Origin of the sequence: Acinetobacter pragensis (assembly GCF_001605895.1) — a bacterium.
In the GTDB taxonomy this organism is placed as follows: Bacteria; Pseudomonadota; Gammaproteobacteria; order Pseudomonadales; family Moraxellaceae; genus Acinetobacter; species Acinetobacter pragensis.
On the sequence record NZ_LUAW01000037.1, the window covers coordinates 1 to 23317 of the forward strand.

Here is a 23317-nt window from a genome sequence, read left to right on the forward strand (position 1 = left end):
TGTGCTCTTCCGATCTGAAGTCTATGTCTGCGGCGGCGGCGCGTATAATTCACATCTGCTGGAGCAGCTGCGCTGGCGGCTGCGCAAACATCAATGGACCGTGCAAAGCACAGGTGATTTAGGCCTCAGTCCAACTTGGGTTGAAGCCACCGCTTTTGCCTGGCTGGCGATGCGCTTTATGCATCAGCTCGCAGGCAATTTACCCGCAGTAACCGGCGCTGCCGGCTACCGCGTATTAGGTACAATTACAGCAGCTTAAGTATTTTTCAAGACTGTAAAAAAAACCTCCTATATAAAGGAGGTTTTTTTAGCAATAAAATTTCCTTTTCTTCTTAAAAGGAAGGAACTTGGGAAAGGAGGCTTAATGATAAAGACGCTCTCATCCCAGTCTTCCCCAAAGCAGAAGGACGCTTGAAAATATTATTTCATCATCAATTTCGCATGATCATTGCGGAATGCGCGCAAAATCTGCTGTCCCGCACGCCCAGTTGGGCTTAAACCGAACTGAATCTGCTCCTGACGGATGGCTTGACGGGTTTTATCACCAATCAAACCGTCAACCGCCCCAATGTCATAGCCTTTATTTAATAAATACTGCTGAATTTCACGGCGCTCCGCACGCGAAGTGCCCGCATCATCGGTTGGCCAAGCCGTACTGAAACCGCTTTTGCCTTGCAAACGGTCAGACAAGTGCGCAATGGCCAAAGCATAGCTTTCAGCGGCGTTGTAACTATAGATTGCATCAAAATTTTTAAAGACCAAAAATAATGGCCCATTAGCGCCCGCAGGCGACATTAAGCCCGCTTGCGAATTTTCCGACAATCCGCCTTGAATTAATGGTGTGCCATCTGCCCGGCTCACACCTTGACTAACCCAATAAGACAAAGCTTTTTTATTGCGCCGGCTTTCACCGCCAATAGACATGCCCTCTGGAATTTTGACTTCAAAGCCCCATGGCTGTCCTGTTTGCCAGCCGCGTTTTTTCAAGAAATTGGCTGTAGACGCCAAAGCATCCGAGGTGCTTGACACTAAATCACGGCGCCCATCGCCATCAAAATCAACCGCCAGCTCTTCATAAGTTGACGGCATAAACTGCGTATGCCCAAAAGCGCCTGCCCATGAGCCTTTCAGCTGCTGCTCGGTCAAATCTCCGCGCTGCAAAATACGCATGGCCGCAAAAAACTCACCGCGGAAATAACTTTGACGGCGGCCTTCACAGCTCAGGGTTCCTAAAGACTGCAATAACGGATAGCTTCCCGAAATACTGCCGAAATTACTCTCAATCCCCCAAACCGCAACCACCGTTTCAGGCGGAACGCCATAAGCTGCGGCCACACGGCCCAGAACCTCGCGGTGCTCTGCTAATTTTTGACGCCCCAGCTGCACGCGCTCCTCATCTACCAAACCTGACAAATAATCCCAAATCGGGGTTGAAAATTCAGGCTGATAGTTGAGTTTCTCAATCACTGAATAATCCGGTGTCAAATTTTGGGTATAGCGGTCATAAGCTGAAGCAGAGACCCCTTTGGCAACTGCTTGGCTTTTTAAATCCGCGATACAGCGCTGAAAATTATTTTGCTCACCAAAGCCTGGTGCGCCACTTGCAGGAGCGGCCTCTACTTTTTGACCATTAATAATGAGCTCAGCATGCGCTTGAGAGAGGGCGATAAACAACGAACCTAAAACTAAAACTAAACGCTGCATAGAATCCCTGATGCTTCTTTGTATCAAAACTATATTTTTAACATAGCATTTTCAATTTTACTTTTCTGAGTCAAAACGTAAGTGAATATTCATAATTTTTTTAAATTCAAATTTTGATTTTTAAATTTAAAACTTATCCACAAAAGCCTTTTTCTTTTTAAATTTAAGAACCCAGCAAAGTTTTAAATTCGTAACTTTAAATTTAAATAAATTCATTTCATTGATTTTAAATTCAAACTACCCTATGGATAACTTTTAAAGCATAAATATCAAATGCATATTTTAGTGAAATACAAATTTAAAGATGCATTTTTTAAATTTAAAACTTTGAATTCATTTGATCTGCCGTTTAAATTCATTTTTTTAAATTCAAAAAGGCCTTATGAATTTAAAAATGCGCTTTTGAATTCATACAGGTCCTTGCAGGCTAAATCAGTGCAATAGCATGGAATAATAAAACACTTTAAATTTTCTTTTTGATTGGATTGATGGTTTTTCACACAAAATATTTTATCCGAGTGCATAAAAAACAGGCAATTTATTTTTATTGTCTTCCGATCAGCAGCACCGATTTCGAATGAGGCGCAATCATGCCTGAATGCCGGCAAATAAAAAAGCGATCACTGGCGTGATCGCTTTTTTTAACAGCAGCAGAATGCTTAGATGCTCATATCTTCGCTAAGCGCCAGCGGGTTCGGTAAAATTTTCGCCAAAGCGCGGCATAAGCCTGTCAGCTGTGCTGAGTCATTTGGCATCAGGGTGATATGGCCGATTTTTCGGCCTTCACGCTCTGTTTTGTTATACAAATGCAAATGCGCGCCTTCAAGCGCCAAAACATCTTCAGACTTTGGATGCTGACCAATGATGTTGACCATCACGGTTGGGCGCACCACTGCAGTTGAACCTAACGGCAAGCCTGCAACTGCACGGATGTGGTTTTCAAATTGAGAGCAGACTGCGCCTTCAATTGACCAGTGGCCTGAATTATGCACGCGCGGCGCCATTTCATTGGCATATAAGCCTTTGTCCGTCACAAACAGTTCAAGCGTCAATACACCCACGTAATTTAAGTGATTGAGCAGGCGGGTGATGTACTCTTGCGCCACGGGTTGCAAGTCTGCACTGTTCGGTGCCGGGACAATGGAATGGGACAAAATGCCGTTATGATGATGATTTTCCGCCAGCGGCCAGGTTTTAACATCGCCATTTTGACCGCGCACCGCAATAATCGATACTTCACGGGAGAAGGTCACAAAGCTTTCCGCAATCAGTTCGCCTGCAGGGCCCAGTTCAGCCCATGCCTGATCAATTTGATCCGTACTGCGCAGTACAAACTGACCTTTACCGTCGTAGCCGCCACGCGATGTTTTTAGCACAATCGGCAAGCCCAGCTCAGCAACAGCAGCGTGTAAGCTTTCTAAAGTAGTCACAGCCTTATACGGCGCAACGGGTATTGCCAGTTCATCAAACAAGGCTTTTTCAGACAAACGATGCTGCGCAATCGCTAAAGCCTGACGCGGCGGGTGCAAATCTTTGTTCTTGGTCAGAACATCAACATCAGTTAGCGGCGTATTTTCAAACTCGAGGCTGAAGACATCAGCGCTTTGAATGAAATCCTGCAAGCCATTTTCAGCTTGAGTCGAAATCACCTGACCTAAAGCCGCAGAAGGGCAGTCTGTATTGGCTTCAAAGAAAGTGCATTGAATATTCAGCGGCAGTGCAGCCTGCGCCATCATACGGCCGAGCTGGCCGCCGCCAAAAATACCGATGGTTTTATCCATGATTGATGTCCCGTTTTAAGCTTGACCCGGAATATTATTGCCCGCAACTTTCTCAGTTTGCGCAGCGCGAAAATCAGCAACATTTTTTGCAATTTCAGGACGGGTTAAGCCCAAGATCTGCGCCGCCATAATCGCCGCGTTGGTTGCGCCAGCAGGGCCAATCGCAAGAGTGCCGACTGCAATGCCGGCAGGCATCTGTACAATTGAAAGCAATGAATCTACGCCATTTAAGATCGAAGACTTTACAGGAACCCCCAAAACCGGCAGGTCAGTTTTTGCCGCGCACATACCCGGCAAGTGCGCTGCGCCGCCTGCACCTGCAATAATCACCTGAATACCGCGTTCACGCGCCTGTTCAGCATATTCAAATAAACGGTCTGGCGTACGGTGTGCAGAAACAACTTCCGCTTCAAATGGAACGCCCAGCTGTTTCAGCATATTGGCGGTGTGTTCGAGCGTTGCCCAATCAGATTGGGAACCCATGATAATTCCAACGAGAGGAGTGTCTTGTGAAGCGGCCGCATTCATTGCAATGTTTCCAGAGATTAAAAGTAAGAGAGGTAAATCTCGACTAGAGCCAAGCTTTAATAAGAGCCCCGTATTATAGACTGATTTTTCATCTCACCAAAATTTAACCTTTGCTGCAGTGCGGTATTTTTATTATTTTTTAGGGAAATTATCAGGAAATTGGCGCAAACCCTCAAATTAAATTGCGTGCAGGAAGGCCTTTGGCAAGGTGAGCTATAAATAAAGCACCGCTTTACTTCACCGTATAGGGCAGTGCAGCTCTAAGCCAGTCAATTTTCTGCGCTTAATCTGATTTTCGGCAGCTGTTATTGCGCTTCACGAATGACACTGGTTTTGTTTGGCTGCGCCACAAAAAATCAAGCTGCAGCAGGGGATTCGGCCCATTGTATAGCGATTGAAACGATTCTGCTGTACAGCGCCCGCTGTTATAAAATCACGTTTACTGGCTGCGGAAAACAAAATAGACGCAGCCGAATAAGCACAAACCCGCCCAGACATAATCCAGTTTAAAAGGCTGCTTAAACAGAAAAATCATAAAGGGCACGAATACCAGCAGCGTCACCACTTCCTGCGTAATTTTCATTTGCCCCATTGACCAGCCATGCGCGGCCAGCATGCGGGTTGCAGGAATCATAAAACTGTATTCCAGCAAGGCGATGATCCAGCCGAATAAAATCGCTTGCCATAAGGGCGCGCCATACAGAAACTTTAAATGCCCATACCACGCCAAAGTCATAAAACAGTTGGAGATGATCAGCAGGATTAAGGGCAGGGACATAGCGGGGCAGATCCAAATTAGTCCCGCGTATTTTACCTTTTTCATGGCAAATTGCATGCATTTTGCCTGTATTCAAAATCACAGGCTGCGGCTCAAAATCAACGCAGCGCACCGGTCTTTAAAAGCTTTGAGATAGATACAAGAAAAACTATCTTTTCGCCAAAACCCTTGCTATCGTTGCTTCACATCGAATTAATCACGACAGCACCACAACAAAAAGTGATGTGTCTATAAAAGCAGTGGAGTTAAGCATATGCATCTGCATATTTTGGGTATTTGCGGCACATTTATGGGATCTTTGGCCCTGTTAGCGCGTGATTTAGGCCACACAGTAACGGGTTCCGATCAAAGTGTTTACCCGCCTATGTCTACCCAGCTTGAAAATGCAGGCATTACCTTAATGCAGGGCTATGACCGCAGCCATTTACAGCCGCATCCGGATTTAGTGATTGTCGGCAATGCCATGAAGCGCGGCATTGATGCGGTGGAATATATGCTGAACGAAGGCCTGCCTTATATTTCCGGCCCTCAATTTCTGGCTGATCATGTGCTGCAAGGCAAACATGTGTTAGGCGTTGCAGGCACACATGGCAAAACCACGACAACCACCATGCTGGCATGGGTACTGGACCAAGCAGGCCTCGAGCCAGGCTTCCTGATTGGCGGCGTGCCATTAGGTTTCTCTGAAAGCGCGCGCTTAGGCGGCGGCAAATACTTCTGTGTCGAAGCGGATGAATACGATTCCGCCTTCTTTGACAAGCGCTCGAAGTTCGTGCATTACCATCCTAAAACCGCCATTTTAAACAACCTCGAATTTGACCATGCCGATATCTTTGAGGATTTGGCGGCGATCCAAAAACAATTCCACCATTTGGTGCGCACCATTCCAAGTGAAGGCCGCATTATTGCGCCAATTACAGAAAGCAATATTGATGAAGTGCTGGATATGGGCTGCTGGACGCCTGTCATCCGCACTTCTTTAACCGCCGATGATACAGCCGAAGTTTATGCAGAACAGCTGTCCGCTGACGGTTCGCACTTCAAAGTGCTGCAGCATGGCGCAGTAAAAGGCGAAGTGAAATGGAATATGACTGGGCAGCACAGTGTCGCCAATGCTTTAGCGACCATTGCGGCAGCTGAACATGTCGGGGTATCCATTGAAACGGCCTGTGAAGCATTATCAAACTTTGGCGGCGTAAAGCGCCGTATGGAACTTTTAGATACAGTAAAAGGCATCGAAGTTTATGATGACTTTGCGCACCATCCAACAGCCATTGATACCACATTGGAAGGCGCACGCAAGCGTTTAGGCGATCGCAAGCTTTGGGCAATTATCGAACCGCGTTCAAATACCATGCGCATGGGCAGCCACAAAGACGGTTTAGCGCATTCTGCCCGTTTAGCCGATGAGGTCATTTGGTATCAGCCAGAAGGGCTGGACTGGGATTTGGCGTCAGTCATTGAAGCTGCGCCCAATAAAGCTGTGATTGCGCGTTCATTGGATGACATCCTCCACACCGTCACAGCAGAAGCAGGTGAGGGCGATGCCGTTGTCATTATGTCGAATGGCGGTTTTGGCGGCCTGCATCAGAAGCTGATTGCGGCGTTAAAAACGAAAGGAGCTTAGGTTTCCGGCCAGCATAAAAAACCCGCATGATGCGGGTTTTTTATGCTTATTTTGCCATTTCATTTGAAATAGATTTGCTTCCAATACATTAAGAGTCTATGAATTTTATCCAGCATTGTAACGCGCGCGCATTCAAACTATTATCACAATACATACTCGAAACCTATACTTCGTAAAAGCAGCGCTATCAATGATAGCTGTATTTTTTATTCATCAATACAAACAAAACAATTCTCTGTATTTAAGCTTAAAGTACAATTTTACATCTATGATCAAAAATCAAGGCATAGCTATAACTTAAGCAGCTACATCCGCCAGCGTTTTATCACGGCGGAACATCACATCGACATACGAACAGGTCGGCACAATCTTTAACTGCTTTTCCCGGGCAAACTCAACCAGCGCATCCAACAGCTGGCGGGCTGCGCCTTGTCCGCGTAAAGAATCATCCACCCAAGTATGATCGGCAATAATTTTAYCCCCGCCACTCCACACATAGCTGATTTCAGCAACACGTTTGCCGGATGCATCTGTTTTAAAAAATTCACCCTTCGTACCATTGTCAATGTATTGCATTTGCATATTCCAGCACATCCTCTTTGTCTTGAATTCAAGCGATCAATTAGACAATTTTGCCCATTTACTTTTAAAAATACCCAATTTCAGTGATAGAAAACATACCTGTTTCGTCCTACATTGCACATGCATAATTAATATTTAATTTTATTGGGATTGCATAAAGATGAGCTGATTGCTGTCTTTTTGATTGCTGATTGCTTTGCTGCTGGGAATTTCTATGTATAAATCCCGCTTTTAAGCCCGTTCAGCGCCCATGCCAATGGCCTTTGACAGCCTACGCTGGAACCTTTTTTCAAGAAGCCTTCGATCTGCCCCCTGTACAGATTGGAGGCTTTTTGGATTTACACCAAGACATCCCGTATGGATGGCTCTTTATCAAAAACAGATTTGGCGAAAGGGCAGAGCGGGATAATTTTGACTTGGTGCTCTCGGGCGAACTGCACCGCGGCATCCAGCAAGTGCCGGCCGACCCCTTGGCCGCGCAGCGTATCGCTGACATCCGTATGATCAATAATAAACTTATCTGTTCCCGCCCAAGAATAGGTCATTTCCGCCAGGCGTTCATGCTCCTGCGCGACAAAAAAAGCGCCTTTTTTCCCGTTATCATCCTGCTGTACAATCATTTTTTCTCCTTTTTGGGCTCTTCGCTCATTCATCAAAATTATTTAGATGCTGTCATTGTTGTATTGAATTCAGGCAGCCATTTCAATAGCGCTTAACAATTCATCACCATCCCATTAAAATAGGCGCGATATTTTTTTGAATGTTATGACCTATGTCATCTGCAGTTTCTCCCCAATCGGATCCCAGTGTGCGGCGTCAATGGGTCAGCGTGATTACGCTCGCTTTCGCCGCATTTATTTTTAACACCACCGAATTTATTCCCGTCGCGCTCTTGAGCGATATTGGCCGAAGTTTTGATATGGCGGCGACAGATGTCGGCATTATGATCACGCTGTATGCATGGATTGTCGCGCCGATTTCATTGCCCATTATGCTGCTGACCAAAAACATCGAACGGCGTTTTCTGTTGATTAGCCTGTTTGCGGTATTTATTGCCAGCCATGCGCTGTCTTATGCAGCATGGAGTTTCAATACGCTGCTGATCAGCCGGATTGGCATTGCGTTTTCACATGCGCTGTTTTGGGCCATTACCGCCTCGTTGGCCGTCCGTGTCGCGCCAAAAGGCAAGGAATTTCAAGCCTTAGGCTTATTGGCGACCGGCACGGCGCTGGCCATGGTGCTGGGCATTCCTTTTGGCCGTATGATTGGCGAAAGCTATGGCTGGCGCAATACTTTCGCGTTAATTGCCTTCGGCGCATTAGCGGTTTGCCTGACTTTAGCCAAAACATTGCCCAAGCTGCCCAGCAAAAACTCAGGCTCACTCAGCAGCTTAAAGGACTTTGCCAAACGGCCCAGCTTGATGATGGTCTTTGCCTTAACTGTAATTGTGATTACAGCGCAATTTACCGCCTACAGCTATATTGAGCCGTTCGCGCTGAATATCGCCGCATTCAGCTCTGCTGAAACAACCGCCTTGCTGCTGATATACGGCGGGGCAGGCTTTATCGGCTCTTATGTATTCGGCAAATTCGGCGCAAAATTTCCACGCTTGGCAATTCCGCTATTTACCGGTTTTTTAGCCGTATCCATGCTGCTGATGCTCTCGCTTTCCCACAGCTTCAGCACCTTCAGCATTTTGTGCCTCATCTGGGGAGTCGGCATCATTGGCTTCAGTTTAGCCCTGCAGTCTAAAACGCTGAATCTGGCTTCCGATGCAACCGATGTCGCCATGGCCATCTATTCAGGTTTATATAATATCGGCATAGGCGGCGGAGCTTTGCTGGGCGGAATGGTTTCTATCCATTCTGGCCTTGCAAATATTGGCGTGGTTGGCGGCATAATTGCGGTATTTGGCACATTATTAGCAATAGTGCTGGTGCAGCGCCGTGATTTTACGGCGCCTGCCGCTTCACAAAAATAAGGTGCCGTAAATTTGCTTATTGCTTAAAAATCTGCCATGATTCAGCCAAATTTGGACCCTGTCCAAAACAGAATTTAGCTGAACAAGGGGAGTAGCCTCCTCCAAACGCTTCACTCTTTTGAATGGATGCGTGTCAGAATATCGTCATTACACTTTGCAAAAAGTCGGTATCTGAGCATTGATCATTTTAAGATGACAATGTAGGCAAGACCTTGATCATGTTGTTACAGATGTTTTTATTCATCTGGCAGCAGGTCAAGGTTTTTTTATGGCCGGTTGTCAGATGTGGAGGATTCACATGGAAACGATCGGCACATTGTGGCTGTATTTGGCATTTTTCGGTTTAGTCACCGTCATGCTCATCATCGACTTTTTAGGCTTTAAACAAAGCCAAGGCAAAGAAGTCAAAGTAAAAACCGCAGCATATTGGAGCATTGCCTGGGTATCGGTCGCAGCGCTGTTCGGCGGCGGACTTTGGCTCTATCTGCAGCAAACTGCAGGCGTTGCCATAGCCAATACCAAGGTGATGGAATATTTTGCCGGCTACCTTTTAGAAAAATCCCTCGCGGTCGATAACGTTTTTGTCTGGCTGATGATTTTTGCCGCCTTTGCCATTCCGCCGGCATTGCAGCGCAAACTTTTACTCTACGGTGTCTTAGGCGCCATTGTCCTGCGCACGGTCTTTATTTTTATTGGCGCATGGTTCGTTCAGGAATTCTCTTGGGTGCTGTATATCTTCGGCGCATTTTTGGTCTACACCGGCTTCAAATTCCTGAAAGGGCAGGATGACGAAGATAAAAATATTGAAGATATGGCCATTTTAAAATGGCTGCGCAAGCACATGCGCATTACGCCGCAAATGCAAGGCGATAAATTCTTTATCCGCCAAAATGGCATGCTTTGGGCAACCCCTTTATTTTTGGTGCTGATTTTAGTAGAAGCATCCGATGTTATTTTTGCAGTCGATTCCATTCCCGCAATCTTTGCCGTAACCACCGATCCGTTTATTGTCTTAACCGCAAACTTGATGGCGATTTTAGGCCTGCGCGCCATGTTCTTCCTGCTGTCTGGCGCAGCATCCAAAATGCATTACCTGCCGTATGGCCTAGGGCTGATTCTGCTCTTTATCGGCTTTAAAATGCTAATGCTGGATGTCTTCCATATGCCAATCTGGATTTCACTCGGATTTATCATTATCACGCTTGGCATTACCGCATGGCTATCGATCCGCCACAGCAAGAAACACCATGAAACAACGCTGTAATGCTTAGCTGCTGTTCAGCCATTGGCTGATAAATAATTCAAAAAAGCCTTCCGCAAGGAGGGCTTTTTTATATCCGCTTAGCAGGAAATCAGCTGCAATTCAGGCCATCTGGTTAAAAATGCTTTATCTTTCAGCCTGCGCTGAAAGACTGCGTAGCTGACCATCGCAGGATTCCATCTTAGCTTCAGTTCAAATAAATCCTCCAAACCTAATGGAGCAATGATTTTAAGCTGTCCCAAAGCATCCAGCTGCACTGCAACAGCCGTTGCTGTTTCAGGCCACACCGCCAAAGCCTGAGCCAAAGAAGAAAAGGGCGCAATGCTATTGCCATTATCCATACGGTACCAATGATGCACACGCGCTTGATTAACAACATCCCACAGCATGTCAGGAAATGCTGTTTCCAGCTTTTTACGGATCTGCTGTTCACCTGTTCCATCATCCTGTGCATCAAAATACACCACATCAATTTCAGTCTGACGCAGCGGATAGGCCTGTTCATGCAGCTGCGCCCAAATGCTGTTGCGGATGACTCCCGCCGCTAAATACGCCTGAGCTTCAATTCCACGCAAAGCCTGCAGGATCTGCATGAGTTCATGATGCGCTCCAATAAATGCTTTAAGCTGCGCTGTATAGGATGGTATAGGAAAAGGCTGCTGCATTATTTAGATCAGTACTCTGCATAGATTGAAACGGCAATAGGAGCCAAGCTGAGTTCATTTTACGGTACAATCAACTGAAAAAATTCAAAAACGCAGGTTATCAATGTCTTCTGTAATTAACACGACGGCGGTTCGCGGCCGCTTCCTCGATATTCAGAACACGGTTGCCCAAGCGCGTGAAATTCACGACCAAGTGCGCTATTTCGAAGATGGTTTACTCATTGCCCAAGCCGGTAAAATTCAATGGTTCGGCCCTTGGTTTGAGGGACAGCAGCATCTTCCGCCTCAGGTTGACGTTCAGCATTATCCTGATCAGCTGATTGTTCCCGGTTTTATTGATACACACATCCATTTCCCGCAAACAGAAATGATCGGCGCATACGGCGAACAGCTGCTGGAATGGCTGAATACCTATACTTTTCCGACTGAAATGCAGTTTTCTGACCCAGCTTATGCGCAAAAGATTGCCGCATTTTTTGTGCAGGAGCTGCTGAAAAACGGCACCACTACCGCGCTGGTCTTCTGCACCGTGCATCCGCAATCCGTCGATGCTTTATTTGAAGCCGCAGAACAGCATCAAATGCGTTTAATTGCCGGTAAAGTCATGATGGACCGTCATGCGCCAGACGCGCTTTGCGATACTGCAGACCGCGCCTATAGCGATTCAAAAGCATTAATTGAAAAATGGCATGGCAAAGGCCGGAATCTGTATGCCCTTACGCCGCGCTTTGCGCCGACCTCAACCCCCGAACAGCTGACGCGGGCAGGACAGTTAAAAGCCGAATATCCGGATGTGTATGTGCATACCCATTTAAGCGAAAATAAAAATGAAATTGCATGGGTGAAAGAACTGTATCCAGAACAAAACGGCTATTTAGATGTTTATCATCACTATGGCTTAACAGGTTCACGTTCTGTATTTGCGCATTGCGTGCATTTAGAAGAGCATGAATGGGACTGCATGCATCAGACAAATTCTGCAATTGCTTTTTGCCCAACGTCCAACCTGTTCTTGGGCAGCGGCTTATTCCCCTTAAAGAAAACTTGGGACAAACAGGTCAAAGTCGGGCTGGGCACAGATATTGGCGCAGGCACATCCTTCAATCAGCTGCAGACCATTCAGGAAGCCTATAAAGTCCAGCAGCTGCAAGGGGATAAGCTGTCAGCATTCGAAGCGCTGTATCATGCGACACTGGGCGGCGCTCAAGCGCTGGATTTAGCGGATAAACTGGGCAATTTCAGCATTGGCAAAGAAGCGGACTTTGTCGTACTGGACCTTCAGCCGACGGCTTTGCAGCAGCTGCGCCAATCACGCGCTAAAGGTCTGGAAGACAGCGTTTTTGCCCTGATGATGATGGGCGATGACCGCAATATACATGCAACGTATATTTACGGACAGCGCGCTTATATTAAAGAAGCGAATGCCTGAACAGCAATCTGAATATGGGCCCGGCAGCGCGGTTTTACTGCTGGGCGGCATGCTGATTCGATAGTGCGATACAGCTCCTGTGCCGAAACGATTACATTTTCATCGGCAAAAAAGATGCATCCCCCCTTAAGTTGTATTAAAATTAGGGCATCTTTAGAGGTGTTGCTGGTCAACGCCTTTTTTATTTTGATTTTTTTGATTTTTGTTTTTAGGTATCTACCCATGACTGTTCAAATGAGCGTATTGATTTCCACTGAAGAAATTCAAGCTAAAGTCAAAGAGCTTGGCGCTATCATTGATGCACATTATGCCAACAGCGGCAAAGAACTGGTGTTGATCGGCCTGCTGCGCGGCTCTGTCATTTTTATGGCGGACTTATGCCGTGCAATTGCCAAGCCGCATGAACTCGACTTTATGACAGTGTCGAGCTATGGCGGCGGAACCGCCTCTACCCGCGATGTGAAAATTTTAAAAGATTTAGACGGCGATATCCGCGGCAAAGATGTTTTAGTGGTAGAAGATATTATCGATTCAGGCAATACCTTAAGCAAAGTCCTGGAAATTTTAAACACCCGCGGCCCGAATTCAATTGAACTCTGCACCTTGGTCAGCAAGCCGTCACGCCGTGAAATTGACTTGGATGTCCGCTTCCTCGGCTTTGAAGTAGAAGATAAGTTCATTGTCGGCTATGGTCTGGACTATGACCAAAAATACCGCCATATTCCATTTATTGGCGAGATTGGCCTGTAATATAGACCCGTCTGATGTGAAAAAGCGGCCAAAGGCCGCTTTTTTTACCAATAAAGAAAATCAGAACAAAAAACCAACAGTTCTTAGCTGAATCGGCCTTTTCCTTCACGTCCATCTATTCCAAGATAAAAGCACGAACATGATGTAATAACAAAGACATGATAAGAAAGGAGAATACTCATGTGGTCACTCATTGTTGCAATCGTTGTCGGCTTTATTGCAGGTTTAATCGCCCGCGCTATTCACCCTGGAGATGATAAAGCAGGATTCATTGTGACGACATTGCTAGGTATTGCAGGTTCGCTGCTTGCCACTTACGGCGGCCGCTTGCTCGGATTGTACGGTGAAAATTCTGCAGCCGGCTTTATCGCTTCGGTCATCGGCGCGCTGGTTATTCTGTTTATCTATAATATGGTTTCCAAGAAAACCTCTGCATAAATGCAAATGCCTGAACTGAAACAGATCTGTCTGAAATTCCCCCATAAAAAATCCCCTGTCGCTGACAGGGGATTTTTTATGGAAAATATAGCTATTCCGTATTTATAAGCCTAATTCTTGCCATATTTTTTCAATTTCAGCAGCAGGGTAGGCGCCCATCAGCTTGGTGCCGTTTGAAAAAATAATCGCAGGCGTGCCATTCAAGCCTAAATTTTTCGCCAGCTGAATATTGCGCTCGATCGGGTTCGCGCAGCTTTTTTGACTGCTGGGCTGGACGCCTTTAGAGATCAAATTCGTCCATGCATAAGCCTGATCTTTCTCACAAAACAGCTGCTTAGACGGAGCAACTGACTGCGGTTTCAGCGGCAAGACAAAAGTATAAACGGTGACATCATTCAGCTTGCTCAGCTCTACTTCAAGCTGTTTGCAATACGGGCAATTTGGGTCAGAAAAGACCGCAAGCTGGCGTTTGCCATTTCCGCGCACGCTTTTAATTGCATCTTTTAACGGCAATTTTTTCCAATCCGCCTGATTTTGCGACAGCATCAGCGTATTGGTTAAATTTTTCTGATCTTTTAACCGAATCATGGAACCCACTAAAATGTGTTCCGCGCCTTCACCGGTATAAATAATCTGATCACCGACTGAACCGCTGTAAATACCGGGCATTTCAGTGGTTTTAATATTTTCAATTTTCAATGAAGGATAGTTTTTCTGCAGCTGGCTTTGCACCGATGCAGCATCCGCCATTGCCCACTGCGACAGCATGCCTGCTAAAAACAGCGCGCCTATTTTTTTCATCATGACATACACCACCTAAGTTTCTTGCGCCAAAGTGTACTTGGAATATCGCCAAGCACACAGATTTTTTTCAAAGGCTTACGGAAAAACAACAGCCTTCCTGCGCTGTTTCACGTGGAACAATGCTCAGTAAATCACCGCTGGTTAATTTCAACCGAAACATGCACAATTTCTTCGTGCACCGTCAAGGCGTGGCGGACTTGATCGGCGGTCAATGCCTCGGCTGTTTCCAGCGCTAAAATACAGGAAAACTTGCCTTTTGCGACTTTCCAAACATGCAAATCGGTAATTTTGGCCGCCGCTGGCAAATCTTCAATCACATCACGGATTTCTTCTACAACAGGATGATCCATTTCTGCATCCAGCAAAGTTTTTCCAGTTTCCTTAATTAAGCCAATCGCCCAGCGCGCCACCAATACCGAACCGACAATTCCCAGCAGCGCGTCCAGAAAGCTCCAGCCCATATATTTTCCGGCAATCAGCGCAATAATTGCCAAAACTGACGTCACAGCATCTGCAACCACATGTAAAAAAGCGGCTTTTTGATTCAAATCATGATGATGTTGATGATGGGCGCCGTGATCCTGCTCATGATGGTGATGGTGATGGTGATGGTGATGGTGATGGTGATGGTGATGGTGATGGTCATCATGCAGGAGCCACGCGCAAATCAGATTCACAATTAAGCCCAATACAGCAATGGGAATCGCTTCGTTATAGTGAATCTGCACAGGGAACAGCAGCCGTTCGACAGAATAAAAAGCCATAAAAACAGCGACAACCATTAATAAAATTGCACTGCTGTAGCCTGCAAGAATTTCAATTTTCCAAGTACCGAAACTGAAGCGCGCATCCTGCGCATAATGCCGCGCTGCGCGGTAAGCCATATAAGCCAAGCCCAGCGCCAGCATGTGCGAGCTCATATGCCAGCCATCCGCCAGCAAGGCCATTGAATTAAAAATCCATCCGCCAAGCACTTCTAACAGCATCATAACTGCCGTTAGAATAGTGGCCAGCAAGATGCGCTTCTGCGCCAGCGGGTTGCCTTCATCAAACTGATGGGTGTGAATACGTGAAGATGGGGAAATATTCATTTTCGATCATTTAAAATATACTCCCCCACAGTATATTTGTTTTTGGAGCAGCATGTGAGCCATTTACACCATGATAAAAAAATATTAAACCGCGTGAAGCGCCTGCAAGGCCAGCTGAAAGCCGTAGAACTGTCTTTGCAGCAGCCGAATGCGGAATGCATTGCCGTATTGCAGCAGGCCGCGGCAATTAAAGGGGCAGTGAACGGTTTAATGAATGAATTGATTGAAACGCATTTGCGCCATCATGTCATCGGCGCCGATGCAGCCGTCAATGAAGCGGAACTGGCCGAATTTATGAAATTGCTGAAACGGTATGCTTAAGTTTTTTACAGGATAAATTGACCCGAGAAGCCTATCGCCAGTACACTGCTTAAATAATCTTCTCCTTTCTCACTGCTTGCATTTTTGGCTCAGCTGAATGCAATATCCTGCGGCTTTCTTCATGATAGATTCTCAATCTTGGCGCCCATTCATTATGGTCAGCCTTGCCCTGATTATGGGAACAATCGGTACGGCGCTGGCCAGCCCGCTGTACCCGATGTATCAGGAACTGTGGCAGCTGCTGCCCAGCCATATCACTTATATTTTTGTGGCCTATATGTTCGGCTGCATGGCTACGCTGCTGTTTCTGGGCCGGGCCAGCGACAGCTTCGGCTTTTTGAGAACACTGCAGGCCGGCATGTTGTTTGTGATTGCAGGCCTTGCCTTGTCCGCTCTTTCTCCCAATGCGCTGACCCTGTCTTTCGCCCGTTTTCTGATCGGCATTGCTTCTGGCCTAATCAGCACGTCTGCAATGCTCGGACTGATTTATACGATTCCGGACAGCCACAAGCAGAACGCGCCGCAGCTCAGCTCCATTATTACCGTTATCGGGTTCGGTTTAGGGCCGTTGATTGGCGGCGTGATTGCGCAATTTTCAGCAAGGCCATTAATTACCCCGTATTTGCCCGTCATCGCAGGAGCTATTGTATGCTTAATGGGCCTATTTACGGTTAAAAATACGCCTCTGCAAAAACAGCCGTTTTCCATCGCGCCGCATTTGCAGCTGCCTAATGCCCAATATCATGGCTTATTCTTTATTGCAGGATTTACCGCCTTCAGCGCCTTTGCATCATTCAGCTTATTTGCGTCACTGGCGCCTTCTTTTGTGAAAGATATTATTCCTTGGCATGGGCCTATGGTCAGCGGAACCGCAATTGCCAGCATTTTACTGGTGTCTGCGCTGTCTCAGTTTTCCGCCAAAAGAATGAATCCGCGCAAAGCATTAAATGCCGGACTGGCCGCTTTAATTTCAGGTTTTATTCTGCTGTCGCTTTGCCTGTACATGCAATGGAGCGTCCTGTTCTTCCCCAGTGTCGCCGCTGCCGGGATTGGACACGGTTTAGGGCTGCTGGGCGCATTTGGCATGATCCACCGCATGACCCAGCAGGATAACCGCGCAGCCGTCATGTCAACGTACTTATTTGTCGCCTATTTAGGCACGATTCTGCCGATTATCGGGGTGGGCTATCTCTCCGATCATTTCGGTTTTACCGCCGGTATTTTAGGCTTCTGCGCAGCGGTTGGGACTCTGTGTTTCATTTTGCTGATTTTTCAGCGCAGGCTACAGACCCCCTTGCAGCATTAATAAGATAAAAGCCCTCAGATGAGGGCTTTTATTTTCAGACACAGAATGTAAAAACAAAAGTATCATCAACTTAAACAATATTTACCGTCTTTACAGGCGAATATTCGGCCATTGTTATCAAAAATAGGGGCTTTAATCAGTGCCCAATCATCAGAAACCCATTCAGCTCAGACAGAAAATCAAGCTCAACGAGTTTTACCTTATTACAGCCAAATGTCCTTTCTACTTTTGCGCTGCCTGAAGCCTGAATGCAGCAATACGCTGAAATGCTTCTTTCGCAGCCGTATTTTATGAGGAGGATTGCTGCGCTTCGTCACATATAATTTTGATCATTTTCAATAAACCCCTGAACTTTCCCATACCTGATTCATACCTTTTGATATTGCCCTCATGCACATCATGATCACTTTGGTTTACAGATAGGGACAGCATACGCTTTGCTTCGGCCAATTACGCATTCGAAAAAACCGCCCGTTTAAATCTCCTTTTACCTTCAGCTTTTCGGTCAATTCATGCAGCCGCCTAATGTCTTTTTTTATTGGCATCCGCTAGGTCGGTATGTTCATTTAAATACTGGCTTAAATGCTCTAAAAAGTATGACACTCTTGGCGAATGCTCGAGCCGGTCCATATAGATTGCATAAATATCGGCAGGGGGCGTTTCATAGTCCTGCAAAACTTGAATTAAACGCCCACTTTTTAAATACTTGGCCACATCCCACTCGGCGCGCATTAAAATGCCATGCCCATCCAGCGCCCAGCCAATAGTGACCTGCCCATCATTGCTGCTCAATTTTCCATGCACTTTAACCGTCTCTTCCTTATCGCCTTGAGTTAAGCGCCAGTTCGCATATGCCGCATCATTTTGTCTTAATACAATGCATTGGTGCAGGGTCAGTTCACGTGGTGTAAGCGGCGCCCCTGCTTGCGCTAAATAACGCGGAGAGGCGCATAGAAGCCGCCGGTTGGCCGCAATTTTTTTCGCAATCAGCCTTGAGTCTGGCACCTGCCCGAAGTGAATCGAGACATCAATTGCGTCATTCGGCAGATGAATCGGGCGATCAGTCAGATGCAGCTGGACTTCGATATCTGGAAATTTTCGGGCAAAGTCTGAAACCGCGGGAGCGATATAGGTTCGGCCAAAACCAAACGGGGCATTCACCCGCAGCAAGCCTTTAGGGGTGGTGCGACTGCGTGCAACCTGCTGCTCCATTTCTTCAATTTCTTTCAAAATCCGCGAAGCATTTTCAAAATAAATTTCGCCCTCATTGGTCAAACTGATGCGTCTGGTGGTTCGATTCAGCAGCCGAACACCTAAACGCTCTTCCATTTGTGTCAGACGCCGAGATACAGCAGGGGGCGTTAAATTCAGTTCACGCGCCGTTGCAACCAGACTGCCCTGTTTTATTAGTAAACAAAAAAATGCTAATTCGGTATCTGAGCTCATGATTATTCAGTTTTTTGCAAGAGTGATTTAACTTTATATCGATTCATCCGTTTTGCAAAGCCTCTAATATCCATATCACGTTACCCCCCAAACAACAGATCTCACCTGAGCAAGGAAACTTGAGTGAGCCATAAAGTCCGCCGTGTAAGGACAGCGGTGCACAAACGGGGAGCTTTTTCGCCAAACTCGATTGCGGTGTTGATTCGACCCAATCGGGAGGTAATCGCTACTTATATGGAGATAAGCCATGGACATGGATATCGAAAAACGGACGCTGCGCAAAATCACTTGGCGCATTGTGCCGTTTATCATGATTTTATATTTAATTGCCTATATTGACCGCGTCAATATTGGTTTTGCCGCCATTACCATGAAAGAAGATTTGGGCTTTACCGCTTCAGTTCTCGGTTTTGGCGCAGGAATTTTCTTTTTGGGTTATTTCCTCTTCGAAGTCCCATCCAACATTATTTTACACAAAGTCGGCGCCCGCCTTTGGATCACGCGGGTCATGGTGACTTGGGGCATCATTGCTGGCGGAATGGCTTTTGTGGAAAGCTCGACCAGCTTTTATGCGATGCGCTTTTTACTCGGTGTGGCTGAAGCAGGCTTTTTTCCGGGCATTATTCTGTATTTAAGCTACTGGTTCCCTGCACGAAACCGGGCAGGGGTAATCGCCTTATTTATGGCCGCCGCCCCAATCGCCACGGCGATCGGTTCTCCCATTTCAGCAGCCTTATTAGAAATGCACGGCATCATGGGCTTAGCGGGCTGGCAGTGGATGTTCCTGATTGAAGCTATTCCTGCTGTGATCTTAGGCGTAGTGGTGTTTTTCTACATGACGGATCGTCCTGAAAAAGCCGTATGGTTAAAGCCCGATGAACGTGAATGGCTGGTCAATACCATGCAGGCCGAAGATGCCAATAAAGGCGGTCAGCAGCATCACAGCATTTTACGCGGTTTAGCCAATCCGCGTGTGCTTGCTCTAGCGCTGATTTATTTCGGTACCTCAGCTGGGCTGTACACCCTTGGTATTTGGGCGCCTCAAATCATTAAAGAACTGGGCGTCAGCTCCATGACCGTCGGTCTATTGAATGCTATTCCGCCCATTATTTCTGTGGTTGCCATGATTCTATGGTCACGCCACTCCGACAAAACAAATGAACGCACATGGCATGTGGCCTTGGCCTGCTTAACTGCAGCCTTGGGGCTCGCGATTGCAGCCAGCACCGGCAGTATGTTTGGCCTGATTGCCGCATTAACCATTGTCAACGTCGGCATCAGCTGCTCTAAACCGCCATTGTGGAGCATGCCAACCGTGTTCTTATCGGGTGCTGCAGCAGCCGCAGGCATCGCCACCATTAATTCGATTGGGAACTTAGGCGGATTTGCCGGGCCAGCCATGATTGGCTGGGTCAAAGACCAAACTGGAAGCTTTGCAGGCGGTCTGTATTTCGTCGCGGGCTTACTGATTTTGTCTACAGTACTGACCCTCGTTTTAAGCTTTACTCAAAAAAACAAAGCCGATTCGGCTGAATTGAGTAAATCCTGATCTTTATTTTTACCTTATTCGATATTCGACCGAATTGAACGCTTAACAAGGAGCCTCCCATGGACAAAGAACTTGCCGTACAGTCCCTCACGGACACCATGGCCAAATTTACAGCCTACATTGGTAAACGCCTGCCGAAAGATGTAAAAAAGAAATTGATTGAACTTAAAACCTTAGAAACCAATCCATTAGCCAAATCGATTTATGATTCGATGGATGAAAACCAAGAAGCAGCTGACCGGCTGAACCGTCCCAGCTGCCAAGACACGGGGGTCATTCAGTATTTTGTTGAAGCGGGCGCGCATTTCCCACTGTTAGGTGAATTACAGGAAATTTTACGTGAAGCGACCGAGGAGGCGACCCGTACAGGGCCATTACGCCACAATGCGGTTGAAACCTTCGATGAAAAAAATACCGGCACCAATACCGGCACCCAAATTCCGTGGCTGGACTGGCGCATCGTACCGGAACAGGACACCTGCACCATCGATGTCTATATGGCAGGCGGCGGGTGCACCTTACCAGGCGCAGCCAAAGTTTTAATGCCGGGTCAGGGCTATGAAGGCGTGGCGGAGTTTGTGATGGACGTGATTACCGAACGCGGTGTGAATGCCTGTCCGCCGTTGCTGGTCGGTGTCGGGGTATCCACTTCGGTTGAAACCGCAGCGCGCTTATCCAAACTGGCGATTATGCGTCCAGTCGACTCGAAAAGCGACAATCCCCGTGCTGCACTGATGGAAGACTTGCTGGAACAGGGCTTGAATGAAATTGGCATTGGCCCGCAAGGCTTAACAGGCAATAACAGCGTCATGGGTGTCAACATTGAATCTTCGGCCCGTCATCCATCCACCATTGGCGTGGCGGTCAATACGGGCTGCTGGGCACACCGCCGCGGCAAAATCAAAATCAACCCGGACATGTCTTATGAAATTCTGTCACACGAAGGAGTTGTGCTATGAAAAAGGTACTGACCACCCCGCTTCGCGACGAAGACTTAGCAGATCTTAAAATTGGTGATGTCGTTTATCTGACAGGCCGTTTGGTGACTTGCCGAGATGTGGCTCACCGCCGCTTGATTGAGCAAGGGCGGCAACTGCCCGTGAATTTAGAAGGCGGTGCGATTTTTCATGCCGGCCCAATCGTACGTAAAAAAGATGACGGCAGTTTTGAGATGGTTTCGATTGGCCCCACCACCAGCATGCGTATGGAAAAATTCGAACGCGAATTTATCAAGCAAACAGGGGTGAAACTGATTGTAGGCAAAGGCGGCATGGGCCCTGAAACCGTTGCAGGCTGCCAGGAGCACAAAGCAGTGCATGCCATTTTCCCCGGAGGATGCGCAGTACTGGCAGCCACTCAAGTTGAGGCAATTGAAGGCGCTGAATGGCAAGATCTGGGGATGCCTGAAACCTTATGGATTAACCGCGTCAAAGTATTTGGCCCGCTGATTATCTCGATTGACACCCATGGCAATAATCTTATTCAGCAAAATAAGACGCAGTTCCAAGCCAAAAAGCAGCCTGTACTGGATCGCATCAGCAAACAGTTGAGTTTTATTAAATAATGATTTGCAGACAGCGCTTCGGCCTATCCAGCCCAGTGCTGTCTGCCACATTTTCTTTCACCGGCAATACCGGTATCGGGCAGGATATACACCAGCCAAATCTGGCGTTTATCTTCAATTGTGTCCCTATTCACCGCAGCGTCTCGAAGCTTAACCCATACTTATTTTCAGCAGAATACGGACATTCCAATCGATGCAGCGAGATCAGACCTCATGATGGATCATGCAACAATTAAAAAACCGCTTTATATTCCCTATGCAGCCCACTCGCTTTTAGAGCTGCCGCTGCTGAATAAAGGGGCTGCATTTTCAGCGCAAGAACGCCATACCTTCAACTTACACGGACTGATTCCGCATGTAATTGAAACCATTGAGGAGCAAAGCCAGCGCTCCTATCAGCAGTACTTATCGTTTAGTGATGACATCAACAAGCATATCTATTTGCGCAATATCCAAGATACCAATGAAACCCTGTTTTATCATCTGCTCGAACATCACTTAAGCGAAATGATGCCGATCATTTACACCCCAACCGTCGGTGAAGCCTGCCAGCGCTTTTCCGATATTTATCGCCGGCACCGCGGCATTTTTATTTCCTATCCTGACCGCGCGCATATTGATGAAATCCTGCACAACGTCAACCGCAAAAATGTCAAAGTTATTGTGATCACTGATGGAGAGCGGATCTTAGGCTTAGGCGATCAAGGCATTGGCGGCATGGGGATTCCTATTGGCAAACTATCCCTCTATACCGCCTGCGGCGGTATCAGTCCCGCCTATACCTTGCCGATTACGCTGGATGTCGGCACCAACAATCAACAGTTACGCAAAGACCCGCTGTATTTGGGCTGGAACGAACCGCGCATCAGCGGTGATGAATACAATCAATTTGTCGATGATGTGATCCGCGGCATTCAGCGGCGCTGGCCGAAGGCGCTGATTCAGTTTGAAGATTTTGCTCAGCACAATGCCATGCCTTTGCTGAAAACCTACCGAGACCGAATCTGCTGTTTCAATGATGATATTCAAGGTACGGCGGCTGTAGCCGTGGCTAGCCTGATTGCAGCCTCCCATGTGGTCAAAAAGCAGGTTAAAGATCAAACCATTGTCTTTTTAGGCGCAGGTTCAGCCGGCTGCGGCATTGCAGAACAAATCGTGGCGCAAATGAAAGCAGAAGGTTTAAGCGACCTCGAAGCGCGTTCACGGCTTTACTTGGTAGATCGCTTTGGATTAATTACTGAGAACCAGCCCAATTTGCTGGATTTTCAAAAGAGCTTAGCGCAGCCTTTGCATGCTATTGAGGCTTGGACAAATGCAGAGCACGCAATTTCTCTGCTCGATGTCATTCAACATGCCAAACCCACGGTATTAATCGGTGTTTCAGGACAACCTGGCTTATTTACCGAAGAAATTATCCGCGCACTGGCTGAAAACTGTGAACGCCCGATTATTTTTCCTTTATCCAACCCTACTTCTCGGGCAGAGGCCGTTCCCGCAGATCTTATTCAATGGACAGAGGGCAAAGCCTTAATCGCAACAGGCAGCCCGTTTGCACCGGTACGTTATCAAGGCCATATTTACCCCATTGCTCAATGCAATAATGCTTATATTTTTCCTGGGATTGGTCTGGGCGTCATTGCCTCAGGCGCAGCGCGCGTGACAGACCBGHTGSWRRASYAYRCGKSWSARSKCSMRTYRCTMYKGMGMRTCTC

The 23317-nt window shown here is 47.1% G+C and carries 23 protein-coding genes and 1 pseudogene; 13 read left to right on the forward strand and 11 right to left on the reverse strand.

The genetic code is table 11. The annotated features are described in order from the left end of the window. On the forward strand, positions 1–259 hold a 259-nt coding region (locus AZH43_RS14560; protein ID WP_171254479.1), incomplete at its 5' end, for an anhydro-N-acetylmuramic acid kinase. Between the two features lie 161 nt (positions 260–420). Here AZH43_RS14560 and AZH43_RS14565 read toward each other — a convergent pair. From AZH43_RS14565 to AZH43_RS14580, 4 genes are all read right to left on the reverse strand, one after another. Beyond that, positions 421–1704 (reverse strand): lytic murein transglycosylase, encoded by a 1284-nt coding sequence (locus AZH43_RS14565; RefSeq protein ID WP_067670974.1) that lies wholly within the window; start codon positions 1702–1704, stop codon positions 421–423. Positions 1705–2363: 659 nt separating this feature from the next. Further along, on the reverse strand, positions 2364–3485 hold the full coding sequence (locus AZH43_RS14570; protein WP_067670976.1) for a 5-(carboxyamino)imidazole ribonucleotide synthase: 1122 nt from the start codon (positions 3483–3485) through the stop codon (positions 2364–2366). A 15-nt stretch (positions 3486–3500) separates the two neighbouring features. Continuing rightward, positions 3501–4013 carry a 5-(carboxyamino)imidazole ribonucleotide mutase gene (gene purE / locus AZH43_RS14575; protein WP_067670977.1) on the reverse strand — a complete coding sequence of 171 codons (513 nt, stop codon included), beginning with the start codon at positions 4011–4013 and terminating at the stop codon, positions 3501–3503. Between the two features lie 439 nt (positions 4014–4452). Beyond that, a complete protein-coding gene (locus AZH43_RS14580; RefSeq protein ID WP_067671024.1) occupies positions 4453–4791 on the reverse strand; it encodes a DMT family protein in 339 nt (112 codons plus the stop codon). Between the two features lie 253 nt (positions 4792–5044). Between AZH43_RS14580 and mpl the strand changes: the two genes are divergently transcribed. Further along, entirely contained in the window at positions 5045–6418 is a 1374-nt protein-coding gene (mpl, locus tag AZH43_RS14585; RefSeq protein ID WP_067670979.1) for a UDP-N-acetylmuramate:L-alanyl-gamma-D-glutamyl-meso-diaminopimelate ligase, read from the forward strand. 297 nt (positions 6419–6715) lie between these two features. Here the strand turns inward: mpl and AZH43_RS14590 are convergent, their stop codons facing one another. Both AZH43_RS14590 and AZH43_RS14595 read right to left on the reverse strand, forming a co-directional pair. Further along, on the reverse strand, positions 6716–7000 hold the full coding sequence (locus AZH43_RS14590; RefSeq protein ID WP_067670982.1) for a GNAT family N-acetyltransferase: 285 nt from the start codon (positions 6998–7000) through the stop codon (positions 6716–6718). A 338-nt stretch (positions 7001–7338) separates the two neighbouring features. Next, positions 7339–7620, reverse strand: coding sequence for a GNAT family N-acetyltransferase (locus tag AZH43_RS14595; protein WP_067670985.1), 282 nt, complete (start codon positions 7618–7620; stop codon positions 7339–7341). Between the two features lie 152 nt (positions 7621–7772). Between AZH43_RS14595 and AZH43_RS14600 the strand changes: the two genes are divergently transcribed. Further along, the gene (locus AZH43_RS14600; protein ID WP_067670989.1) at positions 7773–8981 is read left to right on the forward strand and encodes a sugar transporter; all 1209 of its coding nucleotides are present in this window, start codon (positions 7773–7775) and stop codon (positions 8979–8981) included. 298 nt (positions 8982–9279) lie between these two features. Then, entirely contained in the window at positions 9280–10245 is a 966-nt protein-coding gene (locus AZH43_RS14605; RefSeq protein WP_067670991.1) for a TerC family protein, read from the forward strand. Between the two features lie 77 nt (positions 10246–10322). Here the strand turns inward: AZH43_RS14605 and AZH43_RS14610 are convergent, their stop codons facing one another. Next, on the reverse strand, positions 10323–10907 hold the full coding sequence (locus tag AZH43_RS14610) for a nucleotidyltransferase family protein (protein ID WP_067670993.1): 585 nt from the start codon (positions 10905–10907) through the stop codon (positions 10323–10325). Between the two features lie 103 nt (positions 10908–11010). On the opposite strand from AZH43_RS14610, the gene guaD reads away from it, so the two are divergent. Next, positions 11011–12336, forward strand: a complete 1326-nt coding sequence (guaD, locus tag AZH43_RS14615; protein WP_067670996.1) for a guanine deaminase — start codon at positions 11011–11013, stop codon at positions 12334–12336. On the opposite strand, the gene AZH43_RS14620 is transcribed toward guaD, so the two are convergent. Further along, positions 12312–12560, reverse strand: coding sequence for a hypothetical protein (locus AZH43_RS14620; protein WP_067670999.1), 249 nt, complete (start codon positions 12558–12560; stop codon positions 12312–12314). The genes guaD and AZH43_RS14620 overlap by 25 nt on opposite strands. On the opposite strand from AZH43_RS14620, the gene hpt reads away from it, so the two are divergent. Then, on the forward strand, positions 12559–13086 hold the full coding sequence (gene hpt / locus AZH43_RS14625) for a hypoxanthine phosphoribosyltransferase (RefSeq protein WP_067671002.1): 528 nt from the start codon (positions 12559–12561) through the stop codon (positions 13084–13086). The genes AZH43_RS14620 and hpt overlap by 2 nt on opposite strands. A gap of 180 nt (positions 13087–13266) precedes the next feature. Continuing rightward, the gene (locus AZH43_RS14630; protein WP_067671005.1) at positions 13267–13524 is read left to right on the forward strand and encodes a GlsB/YeaQ/YmgE family stress response membrane protein; all 258 of its coding nucleotides are present in this window, start codon (positions 13267–13269) and stop codon (positions 13522–13524) included. Positions 13525–13626: 102 nt separating this feature from the next. Here AZH43_RS14630 and AZH43_RS14635 read toward each other — a convergent pair whose 3' ends face one another. Both AZH43_RS14635 and dmeF read right to left on the reverse strand, forming a co-directional pair. Beyond that, positions 13627–14328, reverse strand: a complete 702-nt coding sequence (locus tag AZH43_RS14635; RefSeq protein WP_067671006.1) for a DsbC family protein — start codon at positions 14326–14328, stop codon at positions 13627–13629. A gap of 131 nt (positions 14329–14459) precedes the next feature. Further along, on the reverse strand, positions 14460–15419 hold the full coding sequence (gene dmeF / locus AZH43_RS14640; protein WP_067671011.1) for a CDF family Co(II)/Ni(II) efflux transporter DmeF: 960 nt from the start codon (positions 15417–15419) through the stop codon (positions 14460–14462). 54 nt (positions 15420–15473) lie between these two features. Between dmeF and AZH43_RS14645 the strand changes: the two genes are divergently transcribed. After that, entirely contained in the window at positions 15474–15740 is a 267-nt protein-coding gene (locus AZH43_RS14645) for a metal/formaldehyde-sensitive transcriptional repressor (protein ID WP_067671014.1), read from the forward strand. Between the two features lie 121 nt (positions 15741–15861). Next, positions 15862–17046 carry an MFS transporter gene (locus tag AZH43_RS14650; RefSeq protein WP_455423221.1) on the forward strand — a complete coding sequence of 395 codons (1185 nt, stop codon included), beginning with the start codon at positions 15862–15864 and terminating at the stop codon, positions 17044–17046. Positions 17047–17568: 522 nt separating this feature from the next. Here the strand turns inward: AZH43_RS14650 and AZH43_RS14655 are convergent. Beyond that, positions 17569–18492: a LysR substrate-binding domain-containing protein gene (locus AZH43_RS14655; protein WP_067671017.1), complete on the reverse strand. Its 924-nt coding sequence runs from the start codon at positions 18490–18492 to the stop codon at positions 17569–17571. Between the two features lie 247 nt (positions 18493–18739). Between AZH43_RS14655 and AZH43_RS14660 the strand changes: the two genes are divergently transcribed. The 4 genes and pseudogenes from AZH43_RS14660 to AZH43_RS14675 all read left to right on the forward strand — a co-directional run. After that, on the forward strand, positions 18740–20041 hold the full coding sequence (locus AZH43_RS14660; protein ID WP_067671020.1) for an MFS transporter: 1302 nt from the start codon (positions 18740–18742) through the stop codon (positions 20039–20041). A 59-nt stretch (positions 20042–20100) separates the two neighbouring features. Then, on the forward strand, positions 20101–21000 hold the full coding sequence (gene ttdA, locus AZH43_RS14665) for a L(+)-tartrate dehydratase subunit alpha (protein WP_067671022.1): 900 nt from the start codon (positions 20101–20103) through the stop codon (positions 20998–21000). Beyond that, entirely contained in the window at positions 20997–21605 is a 609-nt protein-coding gene (ttdB, locus tag AZH43_RS14670; protein WP_067671023.1) for a L(+)-tartrate dehydratase subunit beta, read from the forward strand. The genes ttdA and ttdB overlap by 4 nt, the downstream gene beginning before the upstream one ends. A 213-nt stretch (positions 21606–21818) precedes the next feature. Next, positions 21819–23317: pseudogene (locus tag AZH43_RS14675) on the forward strand (NAD-dependent malic enzyme); the annotation flags it as partial.

Excerpts from the sequence above, each read along its gene's own strand:
- AZH43_RS14660 (WP_067671020.1), top strand. The coding sequence starts at position 18,740 with ATGGACATGGATATCGAAAAACGGACGCTGCGCAAAATCACTTGGCGC.
- AZH43_RS14570 (WP_067670976.1), bottom strand. The coding sequence starts at position 3,485 with ATGGATAAAACCATCGGTATTTTTGGCGGCGGCCAGCTCGGCCGTATG.
- ttdA (WP_067671022.1), top strand. The coding sequence starts at position 20,101 with ATGGACAAAGAACTTGCCGTACAGTCCCTCACGGACACCATGGCCAAA.
- AZH43_RS14655 (WP_067671017.1), bottom strand. The coding sequence starts at position 18,492 with ATGAGCTCAGATACCGAATTAGCATTTTTTTGTTTACTAATAAAACAG.
- AZH43_RS14600 (WP_067670989.1), top strand. The coding sequence starts at position 7,773 with ATGTCATCTGCAGTTTCTCCCCAATCGGATCCCAGTGTGCGGCGTCAA.
- ttdB (WP_067671023.1), top strand. The coding sequence starts at position 20,997 with ATGAAAAAGGTACTGACCACCCCGCTTCGCGACGAAGACTTAGCAGAT.
- AZH43_RS14580 (WP_067671024.1), bottom strand. The coding sequence starts at position 4,791 with ATGTCCCTGCCCTTAATCCTGCTGATCATCTCCAACTGTTTTATGACT.
- AZH43_RS14620 (WP_067670999.1), bottom strand. The coding sequence starts at position 12,560 with ATGGGTAGATACCTAAAAACAAAAATCAAAAAAATCAAAATAAAAAAG.
- AZH43_RS14650 (WP_455423221.1), top strand. The coding sequence starts at position 15,862 with ATGATAGATTCTCAATCTTGGCGCCCATTCATTATGGTCAGCCTTGCC.
- dmeF (WP_067671011.1), bottom strand. The coding sequence starts at position 15,419 with ATGAATATTTCCCCATCTTCACGTATTCACACCCATCAGTTTGATGAA.
- AZH43_RS14605 (WP_067670991.1), top strand. The coding sequence starts at position 9,280 with ATGGAAACGATCGGCACATTGTGGCTGTATTTGGCATTTTTCGGTTTA.
- mpl (WP_067670979.1), top strand. The coding sequence starts at position 5,045 with ATGCATCTGCATATTTTGGGTATTTGCGGCACATTTATGGGATCTTTG.
- AZH43_RS14635 (WP_067671006.1), bottom strand. The coding sequence starts at position 14,328 with ATGATGAAAAAAATAGGCGCGCTGTTTTTAGCAGGCATGCTGTCGCAG.
- purE (WP_067670977.1), bottom strand. The coding sequence starts at position 4,013 with ATGAATGCGGCCGCTTCACAAGACACTCCTCTCGTTGGAATTATCATG.
- AZH43_RS14595 (WP_067670985.1), bottom strand. The coding sequence starts at position 7,620 with ATGATTGTACAGCAGGATGATAACGGGAAAAAAGGCGCTTTTTTTGTC.
- AZH43_RS14565 (WP_067670974.1), bottom strand. The coding sequence starts at position 1,704 with ATGCAGCGTTTAGTTTTAGTTTTAGGTTCGTTGTTTATCGCCCTCTCT.
- guaD (WP_067670996.1), top strand. The coding sequence starts at position 11,011 with ATGTCTTCTGTAATTAACACGACGGCGGTTCGCGGCCGCTTCCTCGAT.
- hpt (WP_067671002.1), top strand. The coding sequence starts at position 12,559 with ATGACTGTTCAAATGAGCGTATTGATTTCCACTGAAGAAATTCAAGCT.
- AZH43_RS14610 (WP_067670993.1), bottom strand. The coding sequence starts at position 10,907 with ATGCAGCAGCCTTTTCCTATACCATCCTATACAGCGCAGCTTAAAGCA.
- AZH43_RS14630 (WP_067671005.1), top strand. The coding sequence starts at position 13,267 with ATGTGGTCACTCATTGTTGCAATCGTTGTCGGCTTTATTGCAGGTTTA.